The sequence below is a fragment of the Haloferula luteola genome, from assembly GCF_014201715.1.
Taxonomy (GTDB): domain Bacteria; phylum Verrucomicrobiota; class Verrucomicrobiia; order Verrucomicrobiales; family Akkermansiaceae; genus Haloferula; species Haloferula luteola.
In genome coordinates this window covers 174,688-190,028 of the sequence record NZ_JACHFD010000004.1, presented here as the reverse complement: position 1 = coordinate 190,028, position 15,341 = coordinate 174,688, and the positions used below count along the sequence as shown (strand labels likewise).

The window sequence follows — 15,341 nt, the reverse complement described above, 5'->3', positions numbered from 1 at the left end:
CTCCCATCCATTCCAGCTCTCACTCGAAGTTCACGGACGGCAAACCCTCCCACGCTTCGACGGGAAGCGGAGGCTCTTCCATCGTGGCCTGAGTGATGCGCTTCGAAAGGGCACCCACCATGGCCTCGAAGAGTTCTCGCCCTTCCCTCTCCGTCGCTTCGGAGGGCCGACCGGTCACCCCATTCAGGCTGGTTTGGGCCACCGGATAGGAAAACACCGTGTCGCCTGTCCGGTCGGGATCGTCCGCTCCATCCAGTCGATCCAGATGCACCTTGTCAGGATGAAGGTGGAGCATCAAGGAAGTCTCGGCACGATTCGCATGGAGATCAGCGGCATCCTCCGTATAGGCCCGCCAAATCGCGTCCTCCAGTTGGAAGACATGCACCAAGCCCACCTGCAATCGCCCCAAGTACGCGAGTCTTAGTTGATCCACTGCCACCCGCGCAGGAGCATCGTTGCCGAAATGCGCGTTCACCAACAAAAGGCGCTTCCAACCGGTCGCCACGGCCCATCCGGCAAGTTCCCGCAGGGTGGCCATGAACGTTTCATGCCGCAGGGAAAAGGTGCCGGGCCACTTCGTCGTGTGGCCCTGCGACACCGTGTAGCGGAGCGCCGGCATGACAGGCACGCCCGTTTGTGCGGATGCCTCCCAACACACCGCTTCTGCGAGTAGAGTATCCATCGCCACCGGGAGATGCGGACCGTGCTGCTCGGTAGCTCCGAGCGGCAGAAGCAGCAGGCCGCCGTGCTGCTCACGGAGCCATTCCAGATCCGGCCAGGCCAGATGTTCTAGGATAACGGGAGTCATGACCGGCAGTTCCGATAAACAGCAACCTTGGTTTCAGGCATTAGAACAAGCGGGCGTATTGGTCGATCTCCCACTGACTGACCCGCTGGTGGTATTGCCTCCATTCTTCCGATTTGTAGGTGATGAATTCATCCCGCAATCCTTGGCCGAGAGTCTCGGTGACAAACGGATCGGCCGCGAAAGCTTCGACGGCTTCATCCAGCGTGCGCGGAAGCTCACAGATGCCCTTCTCCGCCAACTGTGTCGGCGTCCATTCGTAGAGATTCGCCTCTTGGGCCAGGCCGGGATCCAGGTTTTCGCGGATCCCCTCCAGACCTGCCGCCAACACCAAGGTCGCTGCAAGATAGGGATTGCAGGCCGCGTCCGCATTGCGGCTTTCGCAGCGTCCTCCGGCCATGGGAACGCGGACCGAGTTGGTACGGTTGTTCTTCCCGTAGCTATTGAAAACCGGTGCCCATGAATAGTAGGACATGAGACCACGACGCACCAGGCGCTTGTAGCTGTTCACCGTTGGAGCAAACGCCGCACAAAGCGCCGGACCGTGCTTCAAGATGCCCGCAACAAATTGGTAACCCAACTCGCTCAACCCAAGACCCCGTGGATCGTCCTCAGGGGCCCGTTTGAAGAGATTCTGGCCACTTTGGAGATCGAAGAGCGACATGTTGAAGTGCGCACCACTGCCAGTTCGATCGGCAAACGGCTTCGGCATGAACGTCGCCAGCAGCCCTTCTTCGGCCGCATACTGCTTGGCCATCAGGCGGAAGAAGATGTAGCGGTCGCACATCGTCAATGCATCCGCATACTGGAAATCGAACTCGAACTGAGAATTCGCATCTTCGTGGTCGAGCGAGTAGAGATCCCAACCGAGGTCATTGATCGTCGTCGAAACCTTGTCGAGCCAAGTGTAACGATCGAGAAAGCGCTTCACGTCGTAGCACGCCTTCACCAGATTGTCGTCGGAATTGGGAATCTCCAACTGGCCGTCGTCGGTGTATTTGACCACGTAGAGTTCGCACTCGATGCCGAGATTCATCCCGAAGCCCATGTCCGCGGCTTTCGCGAGTTGCTTCTTCAAAGCCACCCGGGTGTTGATTTCATAGGGTTGGCCTTTGAAAGTATTGTCGGCGGGGAACCAGGCCACTTCCTGATTCCAGGGCAGGATGATGAGCCCATCGAGGTCCGGGACCGAGGCGATTTCGTCGTCATTCGGCCGCTGGCCCAAGCCATCGAGAGCGTATCCCGTGTAGAGTTCACTGCCAGCGGCGAAGTCGAGGAAGTGGTCGATCGGCACGAACTTGCCCTTCGGCACGCCATGGATGTCGACGTAAGCACCCACACAGTACTTCACACCCTTCTGCTTCAGTTCAGCCTGCAGGGCGCGCGCTTTGTCGGGATCAAAATCAGGATTGTTCATATTTTTTGGTGAATTCGTGTGAAGCCATGAAGCCACAATTCCCCCTGAAGGAGGGGAAATCCGGCTCAGAGAATATCGGGATCGGGAGCCGCCATGCGCAGCACCGGAGCTTCCTTCTTCTCCGTGCCCGGCGGATGAATCAGCTCGTCGACGTGCTTGCGGGTGGCCATGAATGCCGGATCAAAGAGCTGGCTCGACGCCCGGGGACGGGGCACCGGTACGGGGATCATTTCGCGGACGCGGCCGGGATTCGCATCGAGCACGAGAATGCGGTCCGATAGAAAAACCGCTTCATCGAGGTCGTGGGTGATGAAGACAATGGTGATGTCGACGTTCTTCCAGATCTCGAGCAAGTACTCCTGCATCTGGCAACGGGTCTGGGCATCAAGTGCCCCGAACGGCTCATCCATGAACAGAACTCGAGGCTGGTTGGCGAGGGCGCGAGCGATCGCCACCCGTTGTTTCATGCCGCCGGAAAGCTGGTGGGGATAGGCATTCTCGAACTTCGAAAGCCCCACCATTTCGATCCACTGCCGCGCTTCGCGCTCAGCCGCGAAGTCAGGGGTGCCACTCATCTTCGGGCCGAACATCACATTCTCCTTCACCGTCAGCCACGGAAAGAGCGTGTAACTCTGGAAGACCATTCCCCGATCAGGTCCCGGACCGACAACCGGATGATCATAGACCCGCACTTCTCCCGAGGTGGGAGTTTCCAACCCTGCCAGGATTCGCACGAGCGTGGACTTGCCACATCCCGAGGGACCAATGACGCAGGTGAACTCCCGCTTGTGCACACTGAAGGAAACCCGATCGAGCGCGGTAACGGCTCCTTTCGGAGTCTCGAATCGCTTCGTCAACTCCCGCACCTCCAAGGCAACCGGGCGTTGGACGAGACGCTCGAAGCGTGCGGACACCTCGGGAGTCATCTCGCGATAGTCAGGGAGCGTGGAACTGGCAGTCATGGCAATTTCAGGAGTTGGCTGGACGATTGCGACGGAGTTCGCGGTCAGCTTCGTCGGCAGCAATTCTTTCGCGCGCCCCAGCGGCCACGGTGCGCACCGGCCACATCACAGCATCCGCGACGGCACGGGAGAGCTTTCCGGATTTGCCCGCCCACGGGAAGAACACCCCATGAAGCCATGACAGCACTTGGTCCGTCACAAAGCCCGTCACCCCGATGAGGATGATGATAGGAAACACACGGTCAAAATTCCGGAAGCGCCCTTGAGTTTCGATGAACTCAGTGAGGCCACTCTTCACCCCGATCAATTCAGCGATGACCAACCAGGTCCACGCCCAGCCCAAAAGGATGCGCAAATCGTTGTAGAGGTTCGGAAGAATGCCGGGGATGACCACTCGGGTGATCATTTGGCGCGGCTTGGCACCCAGCGTCTGGGCCGCTTCGAGGAGGGAAGGATCCAGCAATTTGGTCGTCTTCGAAACCACCAGGATCATTTGGAAAACGGTCCCGATGAACACCAGTGCGACCTTCGGCGCATCGCCCGCAAGCAACACCGCCACCAACAAAGTGCTGAAAGTCGGAGCCGGCATGTACCGGAAAAAATCCACGAAAGGCTCAAACAGCTTCGAGAAAAAATCAAAGACTCCGCACAGGATGCCGAGCGGAATGCCAATCAGGCAGGACCAGAGAAATCCCGCAAGGATCACACGTAGGGAATGGGCATAGCGCTGGCCCATGGTCGGCTCCCCCTCGGGAACCTCGGCAGTGAAGTCCCGGTACCCCGCCTTGAGCACCTCATGCGGTGCGGGGAGATACACCGGGTTGGCAGGGTCCCCTTGAGGAACCAACTTGAGAAGCGGCTCATCGGGCAACTCCCGATAAGCGAACTCAGGAGATCGAGCCCCCAGAGTTGCCCAATTTTGGCGAACGATTTCGAGGTTCTCCGGGCTCAGTGCGGGGTCGGTGGCGACTTTCGTGCCACTCGCCAAATCCCGCCAAATCTTGTAAAGCTCCGGATCATTCTGAGCTTCGGTATAGGGCAGCCAGCCGTGATCGATGGCCACCGGAGCGATTTGTCGGAGCAACTTCTGGTTCTTGCGTTTGCCCCCACTCTCCACAGTGCCCGACGCGCGAGCGGCGAGGACGGCTTGATTCTCCTGCCTCACGGCATCGGCAAACTCAGGGAAGAACTCCCGGCTCACGTGGTCACCCGACGTGAACACCGTGGTCACCCCTTCCCGCTCGGCGGAGATGCGGATCTTCATATCCGGATGCCAGATCCACGGCACATAGGAAACCAGCGTCCATACAGCCAACGGCAAAAGGAAGGAGATGATCGAGAGAAGAAGTCGGCGGCCGTGCGGGAGATCGCGACGGATCAAAAACCAATTCCTCAGGATGCCGGGGCGAGTCATGGGCGCTGGGGGTAGAGTCCGCCCCCTCCTCCGAGGGGGCGCGGTCGCAATCTCAGTCTTTCTTCTCGGCAAGCGTCTTGGTGAACGACGGGTCGAGATACTTCTCCACATCCAAGGGCTTCTCATAGACGCCGAACTTCACATTGAAGTCGTCGACAATTTTCGAGGAGCCGTAGACGCTGCCGAGCCCGTCGACATTCTTCCAACGCTCCAGCGCCTCATCCAGCGTCAGAATGTAGGTGCCCTTGAGGAAAGGCTCATACTCCTCCGGGGTGATCTTCACTCGGGCCGAGAGGATCTTCAGCGCATCATCCAGATTCTCTTCATCGCGGATGTAGTCCGCGATGCGGTACCACACCTTCACGACTTTCGCCCACTCCTCCTTGTGCTTTTCCAGGCTCTCAGCAGAGACATAGAGAAGGTCATAAATGATGCCGGGTGCATCCGCCGAAGTGAAAACCGGCTTCGATCCCGGAACCGCCTTGAGAGCCTGCCCGGAATTGGGCTGCCAGGCACCCACGGCGTCCACCGCTTTGGAAGCCAGAACCTGCGGTGTTTCATTCGTCGGGGTGTTGACGATCGTCACATCCTCGGCCCCAAGACCGTTCTTCTCCAAACCGGTCAACAACAGCAGGTGGGAAACGAAGCCTTCTTCCAAGCCGACCTTCTTGCCCTTGAGGTCTTTCACCGAATCGATGCCCGGAGCGGCCACGATCATGTCGTTACCATTCGAGAAATCATTGATGATGATACCCACTGAGGGCTTGCCCGTGGCACCTGTCACCAGAGCATCACCATTCGTCATGGTCACGGCATCCACCTTGCCGGCAACGTAAGCGTCCATCGAGGGGACGTAGTCGAACCACTGGAATTCGACATCGACGCCTTCCTCCTTGAACCAACCTTTTTGAATGCCGATTTCCCACGCCACCCAACCGGGCCAGTCGGAATAGGCGATCTTCAGGGGCTCGGCAGAAAGGGTACCGGCCGCGGCGACGAGACCCAGCAGGGCCGTGAGGATTCTTGGGGATCTTTTCATGAGCTGGAGTTTCAATTGGGTCGGCAGTATGAACTTTTTCCACCAACTTCATACTGGGCAAAGCACCAACCATACCAATCCTCGTCTTCGCGGAGAGTTTCGGCCACGACCTGCCGCCAGTAGGAACTCCACCTCAATCAAACCGCCAAACCCGTCGCGATCCGAGATCCGCCTCCAAGCAGGTTTCTCCGTCCCGGGAGGCAAGCCGGTGGACCGAGGCATCGATCGCCTCCTGCATCTCCCTGGAAAACGAATCGGAGTGAGTGATGATCAGCAGCTGGGAACCTTTCGCGGCCTCCCCACACAAACCCACCAATGCGGGAATCAGCCCGGGGTGAAGGCTATTCTCGGGTTCGTTCAAAACCAGCAAAGACGGCGGCCGCGGACTGAGCAACGCGGCACACAGCGCCAAGAAGCGCAACGTGCCGTCCGACATTTCAGCAGCGTCGAGCGGACGGCCCAGCCCCGGCTGGCACCACGCGATCTCCATCAGCGATCCACTCGAATCGATCCGGCATTGGTGCCCCGGAAAGGCCGCTGCCAGCGCCGAGGGAAGTCGTTCGGGAAATGACGACTCCGCAAGGGTCTGCAAGCAGGCCGCCAAATTGCCCCCGCCCTCTTCCAGCACCGGAGACCACACCGCAGGGGACGCTCGCCGGAGAGGGGAGGACGCATCCGTACGAAAACCATCGTAGAACCGCCAACTTGTGATCTGCTCCCGAGCCAGGGCCAGCGCCGGGAAGGTCACGGGGTCTCTCAGGAATGACAACATCGACTCATTGCGGGGGATCTTGAGCGCCCAATCATTCCGACCATGGCTGCCGAGCGACGAAACCAAGGTCTCCTTTTTGATCTCCGGATCGTTCCGAAATTGGGTCGGATCCTCAGGCCCCGTGGGAATCCGTCCGAACTCGACCTTCCACTGAAAGTCCACTGCGTCGAGGTGAAGAACGACCCGCTTGGGACGTGTGGGCCCGATTTCTTGCCCTGCCCAGAAACACTTCGGAGTCCCTCCCTCGTCGGCCATGGTCTGAGAAAATCGGCCCTCCGCCAGCGAGGAGAACAGGCGCAGTGCCTTGTAGAGATTCGATTTTCCAACGCCGTTCGGCCCGACCAACACGGTCACCGGGGCAAGTTTCAATCGAAATTCCCGCAGCGAGCGATACCCAAGAATCTCCAGAGCATGAATCATTGCGGAGCCCAACTACGGTTTCTCCTCAAGACCTTCCTTTTCGGCAAAGGCACGTGCAGCCGCTTCATCCTGATTCGACCATTCCCGAAAGACCCGCTGCGCCAATGCACTCCGATCCTCCCCTTGCGGGAGTGTCTCCAACCACTGGGCGGCAGCCACCGGATCATAGGGAGCCACCGCTGCCACATAGCCCAGCACGGAGGCCTTTTGAGTGGCCCCAGGCTCGGCAGCCGCCAGCCATTCACCGGCGGCCCGATAATCGGAATCCGTCCAATGCTTCATCAATTCCGCGGCCTTCTGTTCCGCCGCCTCTCCCCGAACCGACTGCTCTTCCATCCACTCCAGCCAATTCCCGGTATCTTTGCCCGTTTGGCGGTAATTGAGCCCATTCGACCACGACTTCAACTCGGACTCGGAGAGTTCGGCAGTGTCGAGCCAGCGACGAGCTCGATCGTAACCTGCCTCGGCCAATTTTCCTGCCATGCCGGCCAACGCGCCGTTCCGAACTTCGCTGTCCGATTGCTTTCGCAACGCTGCCAAAACCTCACTCCGTGATGCGTCGGTCAAATCACTTCGACTGAGCCAATAGTCGTTCTCCAGCTTCAATTCTGCAGCCCACTCAAAGGCCAACGACGGATTCTTTTGGGCGACGCTGGCAAGCACCGCTTGTTGGGTCTCCTCGGTCACCCATTCCGGGTGATCCTTCGACTCCTTGCGCATCCATTCCATCGCAGCAAATGGGTCCTGAGCTGCCCAACGCACGATCGCAATGGGACCGAGATTCACCATGTCGGAGGATTCCGTGAGAAGCGACAGCGCCGTTTCGGGATGATCCTGAGCCAGCATCATCACCACAAAAGTGGACATTTCCCTGCGCGTCGAATCGTCGAGCTCAGACGTCGTCCGCAACTCATCCACCAGGAAGCGCAATTGGTCGACATCGAGCTCAAGCAAGCCACCCACCATCTCAAAGACGCGCTTTTCCACCTCCGGAGTATTCTGGCTCCCGGATTTCTCATGCTCCTTCATCTCCTTGCTGAAAGCGATCAACCGAACCGCAAAGGCCCTGGCTTCTTCTTCCTTATCCCTCCGATCCCGATCCGAAGCCTTGTAGCTCACCACGACGCCGTCGGCGCCCTCTTCCAGTGCGAACCCGAGCTCAGAAGCACGGGCTTCCACCTCCATCAGCTCGTTTTGGACGTCCCGCACCACGACCGTTTGCCGCCAACCCACCAGAGACCCTGCGATCAGGATCACTGCCGTAAGAACCAAGGGTGTCTTCATGATAGGATCGAGAAAGAGATCAGGGGTTATCGTTCGAATCGCTGTCCTGGCCTTCGCCTTTCTCGAAGTCCGGGAACCTTCGCAGGACTTCGTTGCGCCGCGATTCGTCGGTGATGCCCCTTGCAAGCTCCCGAGCGGACTCTGGATACTGCCGAGCTTCGCCCGAGACGAGAAAGGCCACCAACAGATCATCGCTGGCGCCATCGTCCCGCAGGGACTCCACCAAATCGACTCGCTCCTCAAAATCCGTTCCCCAGAGTTTTGCCAAGGTCTCCCCGGTGATTTCATCCACCTTTTCGGGCACTTCTTGAGTCAGCCAGCTCCTCATGGAATCGACCTCGTTTCGATCCGGGACACTTCTTCCTTGGTGAATCCGCAACTGCCCCTGAGCTGCCCGCTTGGCAACTTCCACCGTCTCTTCCGAACTGGCATCAATGGTATCAAGAAATTGGCTGACCCGCTCGAATCCTTGTTGCCTCGCAAGTTCCTCGCCTGCCCAGGCCAGCACACCCGCTTGTTGATCCTCAGGAAGACTATCACGGACCATTCCGGCGTAGGAGGCATCCAATTCCGGCTTGAGGGCCGCAAATTTGCCATTCTGGAAAATCTCCCGGCGCTGATTCTCGGGGAGTTCCATCATGCGAGCCGTGGCAGCCGCCGGATCGGATTCCAGCAATCGGGAAATGGCCACCGATTCGAAGAAGATGCGATTGAAATTCCGACCGTCGAGCGACTTGCTGTCAAATTCCCCCTCCGCCACTTTGGTATCCAGCCACGCGAGTGCCTGCTGAGGATCTTTTTCAGACCACTCCTGAAACGCCCTGGAAAGCTGCCATCCCAAACTGGATCCTTCCTGATCGGAAAGATGCAATAAGTGATTCAATGCCAACTGGGGATCCTTTTGAATGAGGATACTCCCAAGGCTTTCTTTCACCATGCTGCGAATATCGTCATCGAGTTCGATGTCATCCAAACGCTCGAACTCGGCGAGCAATTGATCCACATCCATGGAGGTGAGCAATTGCTGGATCTTGAGCATCGCCCGTATATCAGGAGGACCATTGCCACGCATCGAGCGCATCGTGGCACCCAACTCTTTCCAATCGAGGGGTGCATCTTTGTCGACGCTATCGGCGGAAGGGCTCGTGCCTCGCTGCTCGGCTTCCGGCAAAGATTCCACATGGGAAAGATGCTGACGGATCAACTGGGTTTGATCGCGGAGATGCTGGATCTTCACCTGGCGGCTGCCGGTCCAAGCGACGACAACGCCAAGTGCCATCACCGGAAAAATCCATGGGCTGGGTTTCATGACCCTTGAGGGTATATGAGACCGCCCCCGGACTTGTCCGGTATATTTTCGCAGAGAAATCGGAACGATCGGGAGTCCGACCAGGGGATCAGCCCCCCGTGCGCGGGCCGCGAGGCTTGCTGGACTTGGTGTCCTCCACGACGTGACCCTTGGCCTGTTTCAGCTTTTGCTGCTTCTGAGCCTCCTCGGCAGCCTTGGCCATCCGCTCCATGAACGAGCTGCCGGGCTTGACGGCCCGTTCCTTCAACTCCGGATCAGGCATCTTCTTGGTCACCCAAGTTTGCAGAATCGAGAACAAGTTGGATGTCGTCCAGTAAAGCGCCAGTGCCGAGGCGTAATTGTAACAGAAGAACAGGAACATCAGCGGCATGAATTTCATCACCGCCTGCTGGGTCTTATCGCCGCCTGTATTCGGCATCATCTGCATCTGCACAAAGCTGGTCGCACCCATGACCAAGGGCAGGATGTTGATCGGAATGCCACCGAGAGTCGCGATGGTATCGGGCATGGACAGGTCATGCACCCAAAGGAAGCCATGGCCTCGCATCTCCACCGCGTGTTGCAGCATCCGGAAGAATCCAAAGAAGATCGGGATCTGCGCAAACATCGGAAGGCAGCCACCCACCGGGTTGATGCCAAACTTCCGATAAAGTTGCATCATCTCCTGCTGCTGCTTCGCCGGATCGTCAGGATACTTCTCCTTCAATCGATCCATCTCGGGCTTGAGCTTCGACATCCGCTTCATCGAACGGTTCGAACGCGCATACAGCGGCCACATGGCGGAGCGGACGAGCAAGGTGACCAGAATCACCGCAAAACCCCACGACCACTTGTCGGAAACCTTCGAGACGAGGTCGTGGACATGGACGAGAAGGAAATTCATGAAGCGGGCGGGCCAGCGGAAGATCGGCCAACCGTAGTCCATCACTTCTCCCCAATCTCCGCCCATGCGGCGTAGCATGCGGTTGTCCTTGGGCCCCGTGAACACCGAGTAGGAGAGGGTTTTCCCCTCACCGGGGGAAAGCGGTGCCGCCGGAAGGGTGAACCCTCCGCGGATGGCCAGTTGTTGCTCCTCCTCATCCGGAACGTCGACCTTCGAGGTCTTCGCCCACAGCGTGCTGGGCGCCACTTCTTCCGGCATCACCACCGTCGCGAAAAACTGGCTGGAAACGCTGGCAAAATCGAGCTCCGAAGCCGTCTTCGAAATCAAGCTCTGCTCTTTGGAGAACATGCTGCCGCGGAACGAGGGAGACTTGATCTTGTCGACGGTGCCATCGTCGAGCCACGCCAAGGTCGCGGGATTGATCCGATTTTCGCCCTTCTGAAGGGGGTGGGAACGACCAAGAAACAGGCTGAACGACTCAAGAGGCACCTGAGATTTCGCGTCGTCTGGATTCTTCACCTCCAGGGTGAGACGCAGCAAATAGTCCGCCCCGGCGGCTTGCTTTTCCTCCTTCTCACCCTTCGGCTCAAACAACTCCCAAGTTTTGCGAACCAGCAGCCCGGAAGGATGACGGGCACCAAACACCAGCTTCTTGTCGGCGATCGACTGGTCTTCGAGCAATTTGTAGTCCACATGCTCGAAGGCATCCGCCCCCTGGCAGAGAGTTCCGATGCCATAGCTGGAGCCATCGTTCAGGGTGACCAGATGCTCCGCATCTTTCACCGCCGGATAGTTCAGCAACTCGGCGCGGGTCAAACTGCCCCCGAGAGTGCTGAATGTGTATCTCACGCCAGCGGTCGACAACTGATACGTCTGCCGGTCGGCGCTCGGTTCCGGCTCCACTTCCACCAACACGCCCGGTTCGGCGGCAGAGCCGTCCTCGCCCGGAGTTTGCGCTGGGGCCTCAAGAGCTTCCTTGGCCTTGGCGGCCTGTTCGGCGGCAGCGTTCTGCTTACCGAAATAGAGGTTCACCGCAATCAGCAGACTGCAGGCGACGACGACGATCCAAGTTTTGCGGTCGTACATGGGAGAAAGGGATTACAGATGACGGCAGGGCGGAGAGGTTGGGCGATCCTCCGCATCCTGGCGCGGCGGGACGGGGTCATAACCATGGCCCCCCCAAGGATGACAGCGGAAAATCCGGCAGACCCCCAGCCATGAGCCCTTCCAGGGCCCGTGCGCTTCAACCGCTTGGAGAAAATAGTGCGAGCAGGTCGGCTGAAATCGGCAACCAGAGAGCGGCCCCCCAAGCGCGTGCAGCACCGGATTCAAGAATTTCTGATACCCGCGGATCAGAAGCCGGATGAGGAAAGTCAGCGCGCGATTCATGATGGCGTGCGCAACAAACCGAGGCGTCGGGCCTGTTTCACCCAGTCTTTTTCCAATTCGGCAAAATCCATGCCGGCAGCACCCTGACGGGGAATCGTCACCAAATACCGCCGCGAATCCACCAATTGGTCGCCATAGCGGGAAACAATTGCCCGGAATTGGCGACGCAAGCGATTGCGGTCGTGCGCCTTGCCCACCTTACGAGTCGTGATGTATCCCGTCATCAGGTGCGGCAGCTCGGGATCCTCCAGAGTGCTGACAATAAGAAAACGGCCGGCTTTTGACCGACCGTCCTTTCGCACCCGCTGGAACTCTGTCCAACGGGTCATGCTGTGCTTCCGTGGGAGGCGCATGGCCCGGAAGCGGCAGGGGATCACACGCCGTGTTGCGTCGTGTGGCGATCGTATTTGATCTCGGCGCCCTTAGGCAGGAGCCGCTTGCGACCCTTCTGACGGCGGCGGCGCAGGATGTCGCGACCGGCCTTGGTGGCCATGCGGGCACGGAAGCCATGCTGGCGCTTGCGGGTACGCTTGGAAGGTTGGAAGGTGCGTTTCATGGCGTGCGAAGAAGGAGAAAGTTGAGAAGGAGGGGCGCCGCGGCGCGGGCGGGCACTCTAGGGGTCGGCATCCCCTTGTCAATCCGTCAATCACATGGATTTTCCAAAAAATTTTCCCCATCGCCCAGAAATCCATGTTCCCGTGGCCCGAAGCGTGCAAGGCTGGGGCCGCATGAGCCTTCCCGAAGCCTCCAAATCCTCCCTGACGGTCGACGATACTCCACGGGTGGAGACGGCGACCATCGAGGATCTGCCATCCTTGGTGGAACTGACGATGGAGCTCTTCCGGTTGCAGGGAGACTTTGAGCCGGACTCGGTTGCTCAGGAACGCGGATTAGCCCTGATTCTGGAGCAACCGGCTCGTGGTCGGATTTTTGTCGTCCGCAACGGCCACCAAACCGTGGGCATGGTCAACCTCCTGTTCACGATCTCCACCGCCATGGGGGGCTTCGTGATCATGATGGAAGACGTCATCATTCACCCCGACCATCGCGGTCAAGGCTACGGCAGCATGCTCGTCCAGCACGTGATCGAATTTGCCCAAAGCAAAGACTTCAAGCGGATCACCCTGCTCACCGACAAGATTTCCGCCGACTCGCAAACCTTCTTCCGCAAGTATGGCTTCGAATACTCCAACATGATTCCGATGCGCCGGATTCTCGAACCTCGATGACCCTGCCCATCGCCATCACGGAAGCCGATGGGTTCGCCCTCTCCATGATCGGCATCCTCACCCTGAGCCTGATGACCTTGCTCGGGATTTTCGTGGCGATTCTCCGCAGCGCCGCCAAACGCGACCCAGAAGTCGAGGCCCTCATTGAGGAAGTCACTCGCACGGCCCCACCGACACCCGTCGGAAGCCCCGAACCCTCGACCCACGAGCCTTGGGAACGCGAGGGCGACTGGTGGAAGAAAGGGTAGAAGCGACACCCGCTCCTACCCTTTCCGGCCTAGAGACCCGAACGGAGGCACCAATCCCCGCCCAGGTCTCGAAATTCACCAACTGACCCTAGCCCCTAAAATCACGTTCGTCCCCGGCTCATTCTGGCCCGAGCCATGATTCCGATAGTCTTCGTCGAGCAGGTTCTCGACGCCTGCGGTCAGTTCCAAATGATCGTCGACGCGCATTCCTGCGTGCACCATCGCCACCCAATACCCGGGCGTCCCCCCCGTTGGGATCCGCTGGTTGTCGGACGCCTGATTGGCAGCGTGGATCCGATCTTCACCCACCGCACCGAGCAGGCGGCCCTCAATCCAGAACCGCTCGTCCGGACAGGTCCAACGCAATCGCAAGGTTCCCGAAAACGGCAGCAGACGGGTGATCCATCGATCCCCATTGGCCCGCGTCTCGGTCTTGCCCTCGTTCCAAGCTGCTCCCAATCCCAACATCCAGGACTCATCCCACTGCCAGACACCTTCGCCCTCAAAGCCGTAGATGTAGCCCTCCTCCCCATTGGTCGCGATGCTGTTGCCGAAGCGATCCACCACGCCGGTGATCGCATCCCTCGTCCACGTGTAGAATCCCGCCAGCGAGGCACTGAAGTCCCCGCTGGTGTAGCGAGTTCCCAGTTCTGCAGTCAGATATTTCTCCGGATCGAGGTCCGGAGATCCGTAGGAGTCCAGCCCACGAAGCGCCAAGGTCGTCCCCGTCAGATCATTCAGGTTGGGAGCCCGGAAAGCCTGCGCCAATCCCCCATACACAGACCAACAATCGTCGACCTGATAGATTCCGCGCAAGCTGGCTGAGAGATCATCCCAGTCGCCCCGCCCGCCTTGGTCCTGAGCCGCTCCTGCCGCCCGATAGGCATCCCACTCTGCCTGAGCATACGTGTAACGCAGCCCTCCCGTCAGCGTGAAACGCTCCGTGGCCGCCCAGGCATACTGCCCAAATGCCCCAAACAAATGGTAGCTGGCATCGTCTGCCACCGGTCGGTCGGTGGGCCGAAAAACGTAATTCCGGTAGGCCTCCGAGTCGACCTCATCCACATAGTAGTCGAGCCCATAGACAAGTGTCCCTGGGCCGATCCGCGACTCGAACGCCAGATCAAGACCGTAGGTCTCCAAATCCAGTCCCGCCGTTCTCAGGTCACCCACCCGCCGAAACTGAAGTTCGGAGTCTTGGGTCTTTTGCCAGCTCAAGGTCGCAGACCACCGCTGCCACAACGCACTCTCCTCGTCATCGACTCCCTCCACCTTGAGGTAGGTCAACGATCGCTCTTGGTCATAGACGTTCGAAAGAAAGCTGCCGGGAGCCGCCACATGACTCCCATGCACCCAGCCGGGGTTCTCCGTCGTACGGTGCCATCGCCACACATCATCCTGATCCACGTACTGATGGGCCAGAGTCAGCGTCGTGTCAGGGCTGAGGGCGAGATCCAGGCGGAAATCGAGATCTTGCTCCGGGTAGCCCGTGTTTTTCATCCGACCGACGGAGTCGTCTTCGATGTCGCCAAAATCCTTTCCGGTGAGCCCCAAAAACAATCCATACTTTCCCCCCACCCCCATCGAAGTCTCCAATCGGCCTACCTGCGATCCTTCGCCATTCGTCCGGTACTCGTACGCAGCCGATCCATGGAAAAACCGCTGAGCTTCCGCTTGCTGGCGAAAGTCCGACGACTTGGTGAAAGCATTGAGAGTCCCGCCGATCGCATCCGAACCATACAGCACGGACCCTTGGCTCATCACCAACTCAAGACGATCGATGGACTGGCTGTCGACCGTGTTCCAATACTGCACTGGCCCTCCACGCCAGGTGGAGTTGTTCAGGCGGACTCCGTCAACCAACAGGAGATTTTGCCGCCCGGTAAAGCCGCGAATGAACGGCGAACCATGGCCATAGGCGGTCTTTTGCACCAACACCCCCGGGGTGTACTGCAAAGCTTCCGGCAAGGTTCGGCGCGTGTCGTCTCGCAAAGTCTCTGCATCCAAAGTGCGGACCGTATAAGGCAGATCCGCCGCCGCCATTTCCGACCGGGTCGCCGTTAGAATCAGGGGATCGAGGGCATCCTGACCCACGACGGGCGTGATCAGGGCAATGGCATAGAGTGGGAAGCGGCGTGACATTCCCCAAGAGAACGCTCTGCGCGCAAAG

At 58.9% G+C, this 15,341-nt stretch carries 14 protein-coding genes and 1 pseudogene; 2 read left to right on the top strand and 13 right to left on the bottom strand.

The annotated features are described in order from the left end of the window. Positions 1 to 19: 19 nt before the first annotated feature. From HNR46_RS05580 to rpmH, 12 genes and pseudogenes are all read right to left on the bottom strand, one after another. On the bottom strand, positions 20 to 808 hold the full coding sequence (locus HNR46_RS05580; RefSeq protein ID WP_184016630.1) for a creatininase family protein: 789 nt from the start codon (positions 806 to 808) through the stop codon (positions 20 to 22). 40 nt (positions 809 to 848) lie between these two features. Then, a complete protein-coding gene (glnT, locus tag HNR46_RS05575; protein WP_184016628.1) occupies positions 849 to 2,222 on the bottom strand; it encodes a type III glutamate--ammonia ligase in 1,374 nt (457 codons plus the stop codon). Positions 2,223 to 2,287: 65 nt separating this feature from the next. Further along, positions 2,288 to 3,184 (bottom strand): ABC transporter ATP-binding protein, encoded by an 897-nt coding sequence (locus HNR46_RS05570; protein WP_184016626.1) that lies wholly within the window; start codon positions 3,182 to 3,184, stop codon positions 2,288 to 2,290. A gap of 7 nt (positions 3,185 to 3,191) precedes the next feature. Next, positions 3,192 to 4,598 carry an ABC transporter permease gene (locus tag HNR46_RS05565; RefSeq protein WP_184016624.1) on the bottom strand — a complete coding sequence of 469 codons (1,407 nt, stop codon included), beginning with the start codon at positions 4,596 to 4,598 and terminating at the stop codon, positions 3,192 to 3,194. 52 nt (positions 4,599 to 4,650) lie between these two features. Next, complete coding sequence (locus HNR46_RS05560) at positions 4,651 to 5,637, bottom strand: ABC transporter substrate-binding protein (RefSeq protein WP_184016622.1); 987 nt, start codon at positions 5,635 to 5,637, stop codon at positions 4,651 to 4,653. Between the two features lie 133 nt (positions 5,638 to 5,770). After that, the gene (locus tag HNR46_RS05555) at positions 5,771 to 6,829 is read right to left on the bottom strand and encodes an AAA family ATPase (RefSeq protein WP_184016620.1); all 1,059 of its coding nucleotides are present in this window, start codon (positions 6,827 to 6,829) and stop codon (positions 5,771 to 5,773) included. Positions 6,830 to 6,841: 12 nt separating this feature from the next. Further along, entirely contained in the window at positions 6,842 to 8,113 is a 1,272-nt protein-coding gene (locus HNR46_RS05550; protein WP_184016618.1) for a hypothetical protein, read from the bottom strand. A 19-nt stretch (positions 8,114 to 8,132) separates the two neighbouring features. Continuing rightward, entirely contained in the window at positions 8,133 to 9,422 is a 1,290-nt protein-coding gene (locus HNR46_RS05545) for a hypothetical protein (protein ID WP_184016616.1), read from the bottom strand. A gap of 88 nt (positions 9,423 to 9,510) precedes the next feature. After that, positions 9,511 to 11,391, bottom strand: a complete 1,881-nt coding sequence (yidC, locus tag HNR46_RS05540; RefSeq protein ID WP_184016614.1) for a membrane protein insertase YidC — start codon at positions 11,389 to 11,391, stop codon at positions 9,511 to 9,513. A 12-nt stretch (positions 11,392 to 11,403) separates the two neighbouring features. Next, on the bottom strand, positions 11,404 to 11,694 hold the full coding sequence (gene yidD, locus HNR46_RS05535; RefSeq protein WP_184016612.1) for a membrane protein insertion efficiency factor YidD: 291 nt from the start codon (positions 11,692 to 11,694) through the stop codon (positions 11,404 to 11,406). After that, positions 11,691 to 12,047: a ribonuclease P protein component gene (gene rnpA / locus HNR46_RS05530; protein ID WP_184016610.1), complete on the bottom strand. Its 357-nt coding sequence runs from the start codon at positions 12,045 to 12,047 to the stop codon at positions 11,691 to 11,693. The genes yidD and rnpA overlap by 4 nt, the downstream gene beginning before the upstream one ends. 77 nt (positions 12,048 to 12,124) lie before the next feature. Next, a pseudogene (gene rpmH / locus HNR46_RS20840) lies at positions 12,125 to 12,250 on the bottom strand (50S ribosomal protein L34); the annotation flags it as partial. Positions 12,251 to 12,392: 142 nt separating this feature from the next. Between rpmH and HNR46_RS05520 the strand changes: the two are divergent. Together HNR46_RS05520 and HNR46_RS05515 are read left to right on the top strand one after the other, a co-directional pair. Continuing rightward, entirely contained in the window at positions 12,393 to 12,923 is a 531-nt protein-coding gene (locus HNR46_RS05520; RefSeq protein WP_343076019.1) for a GNAT family N-acetyltransferase, read from the top strand. Next, complete coding sequence (locus HNR46_RS05515) at positions 12,920 to 13,171, top strand: hypothetical protein (RefSeq protein WP_184016604.1); 252 nt, start codon at positions 12,920 to 12,922, stop codon at positions 13,169 to 13,171. Before HNR46_RS05520 ends, HNR46_RS05515 begins: the two co-directional genes overlap by 4 nt. Before the next feature lie 75 nt (positions 13,172 to 13,246). Here the strand turns inward: HNR46_RS05515 and HNR46_RS05510 are convergent, their stop codons facing one another. After that, the gene (locus tag HNR46_RS05510; protein ID WP_184016602.1) at positions 13,247 to 15,313 is read right to left on the bottom strand and encodes a TonB-dependent receptor plug domain-containing protein; all 2,067 of its coding nucleotides are present in this window, start codon (positions 15,311 to 15,313) and stop codon (positions 13,247 to 13,249) included. Positions 15,314 to 15,341 lie beyond the last annotated feature (28 nt).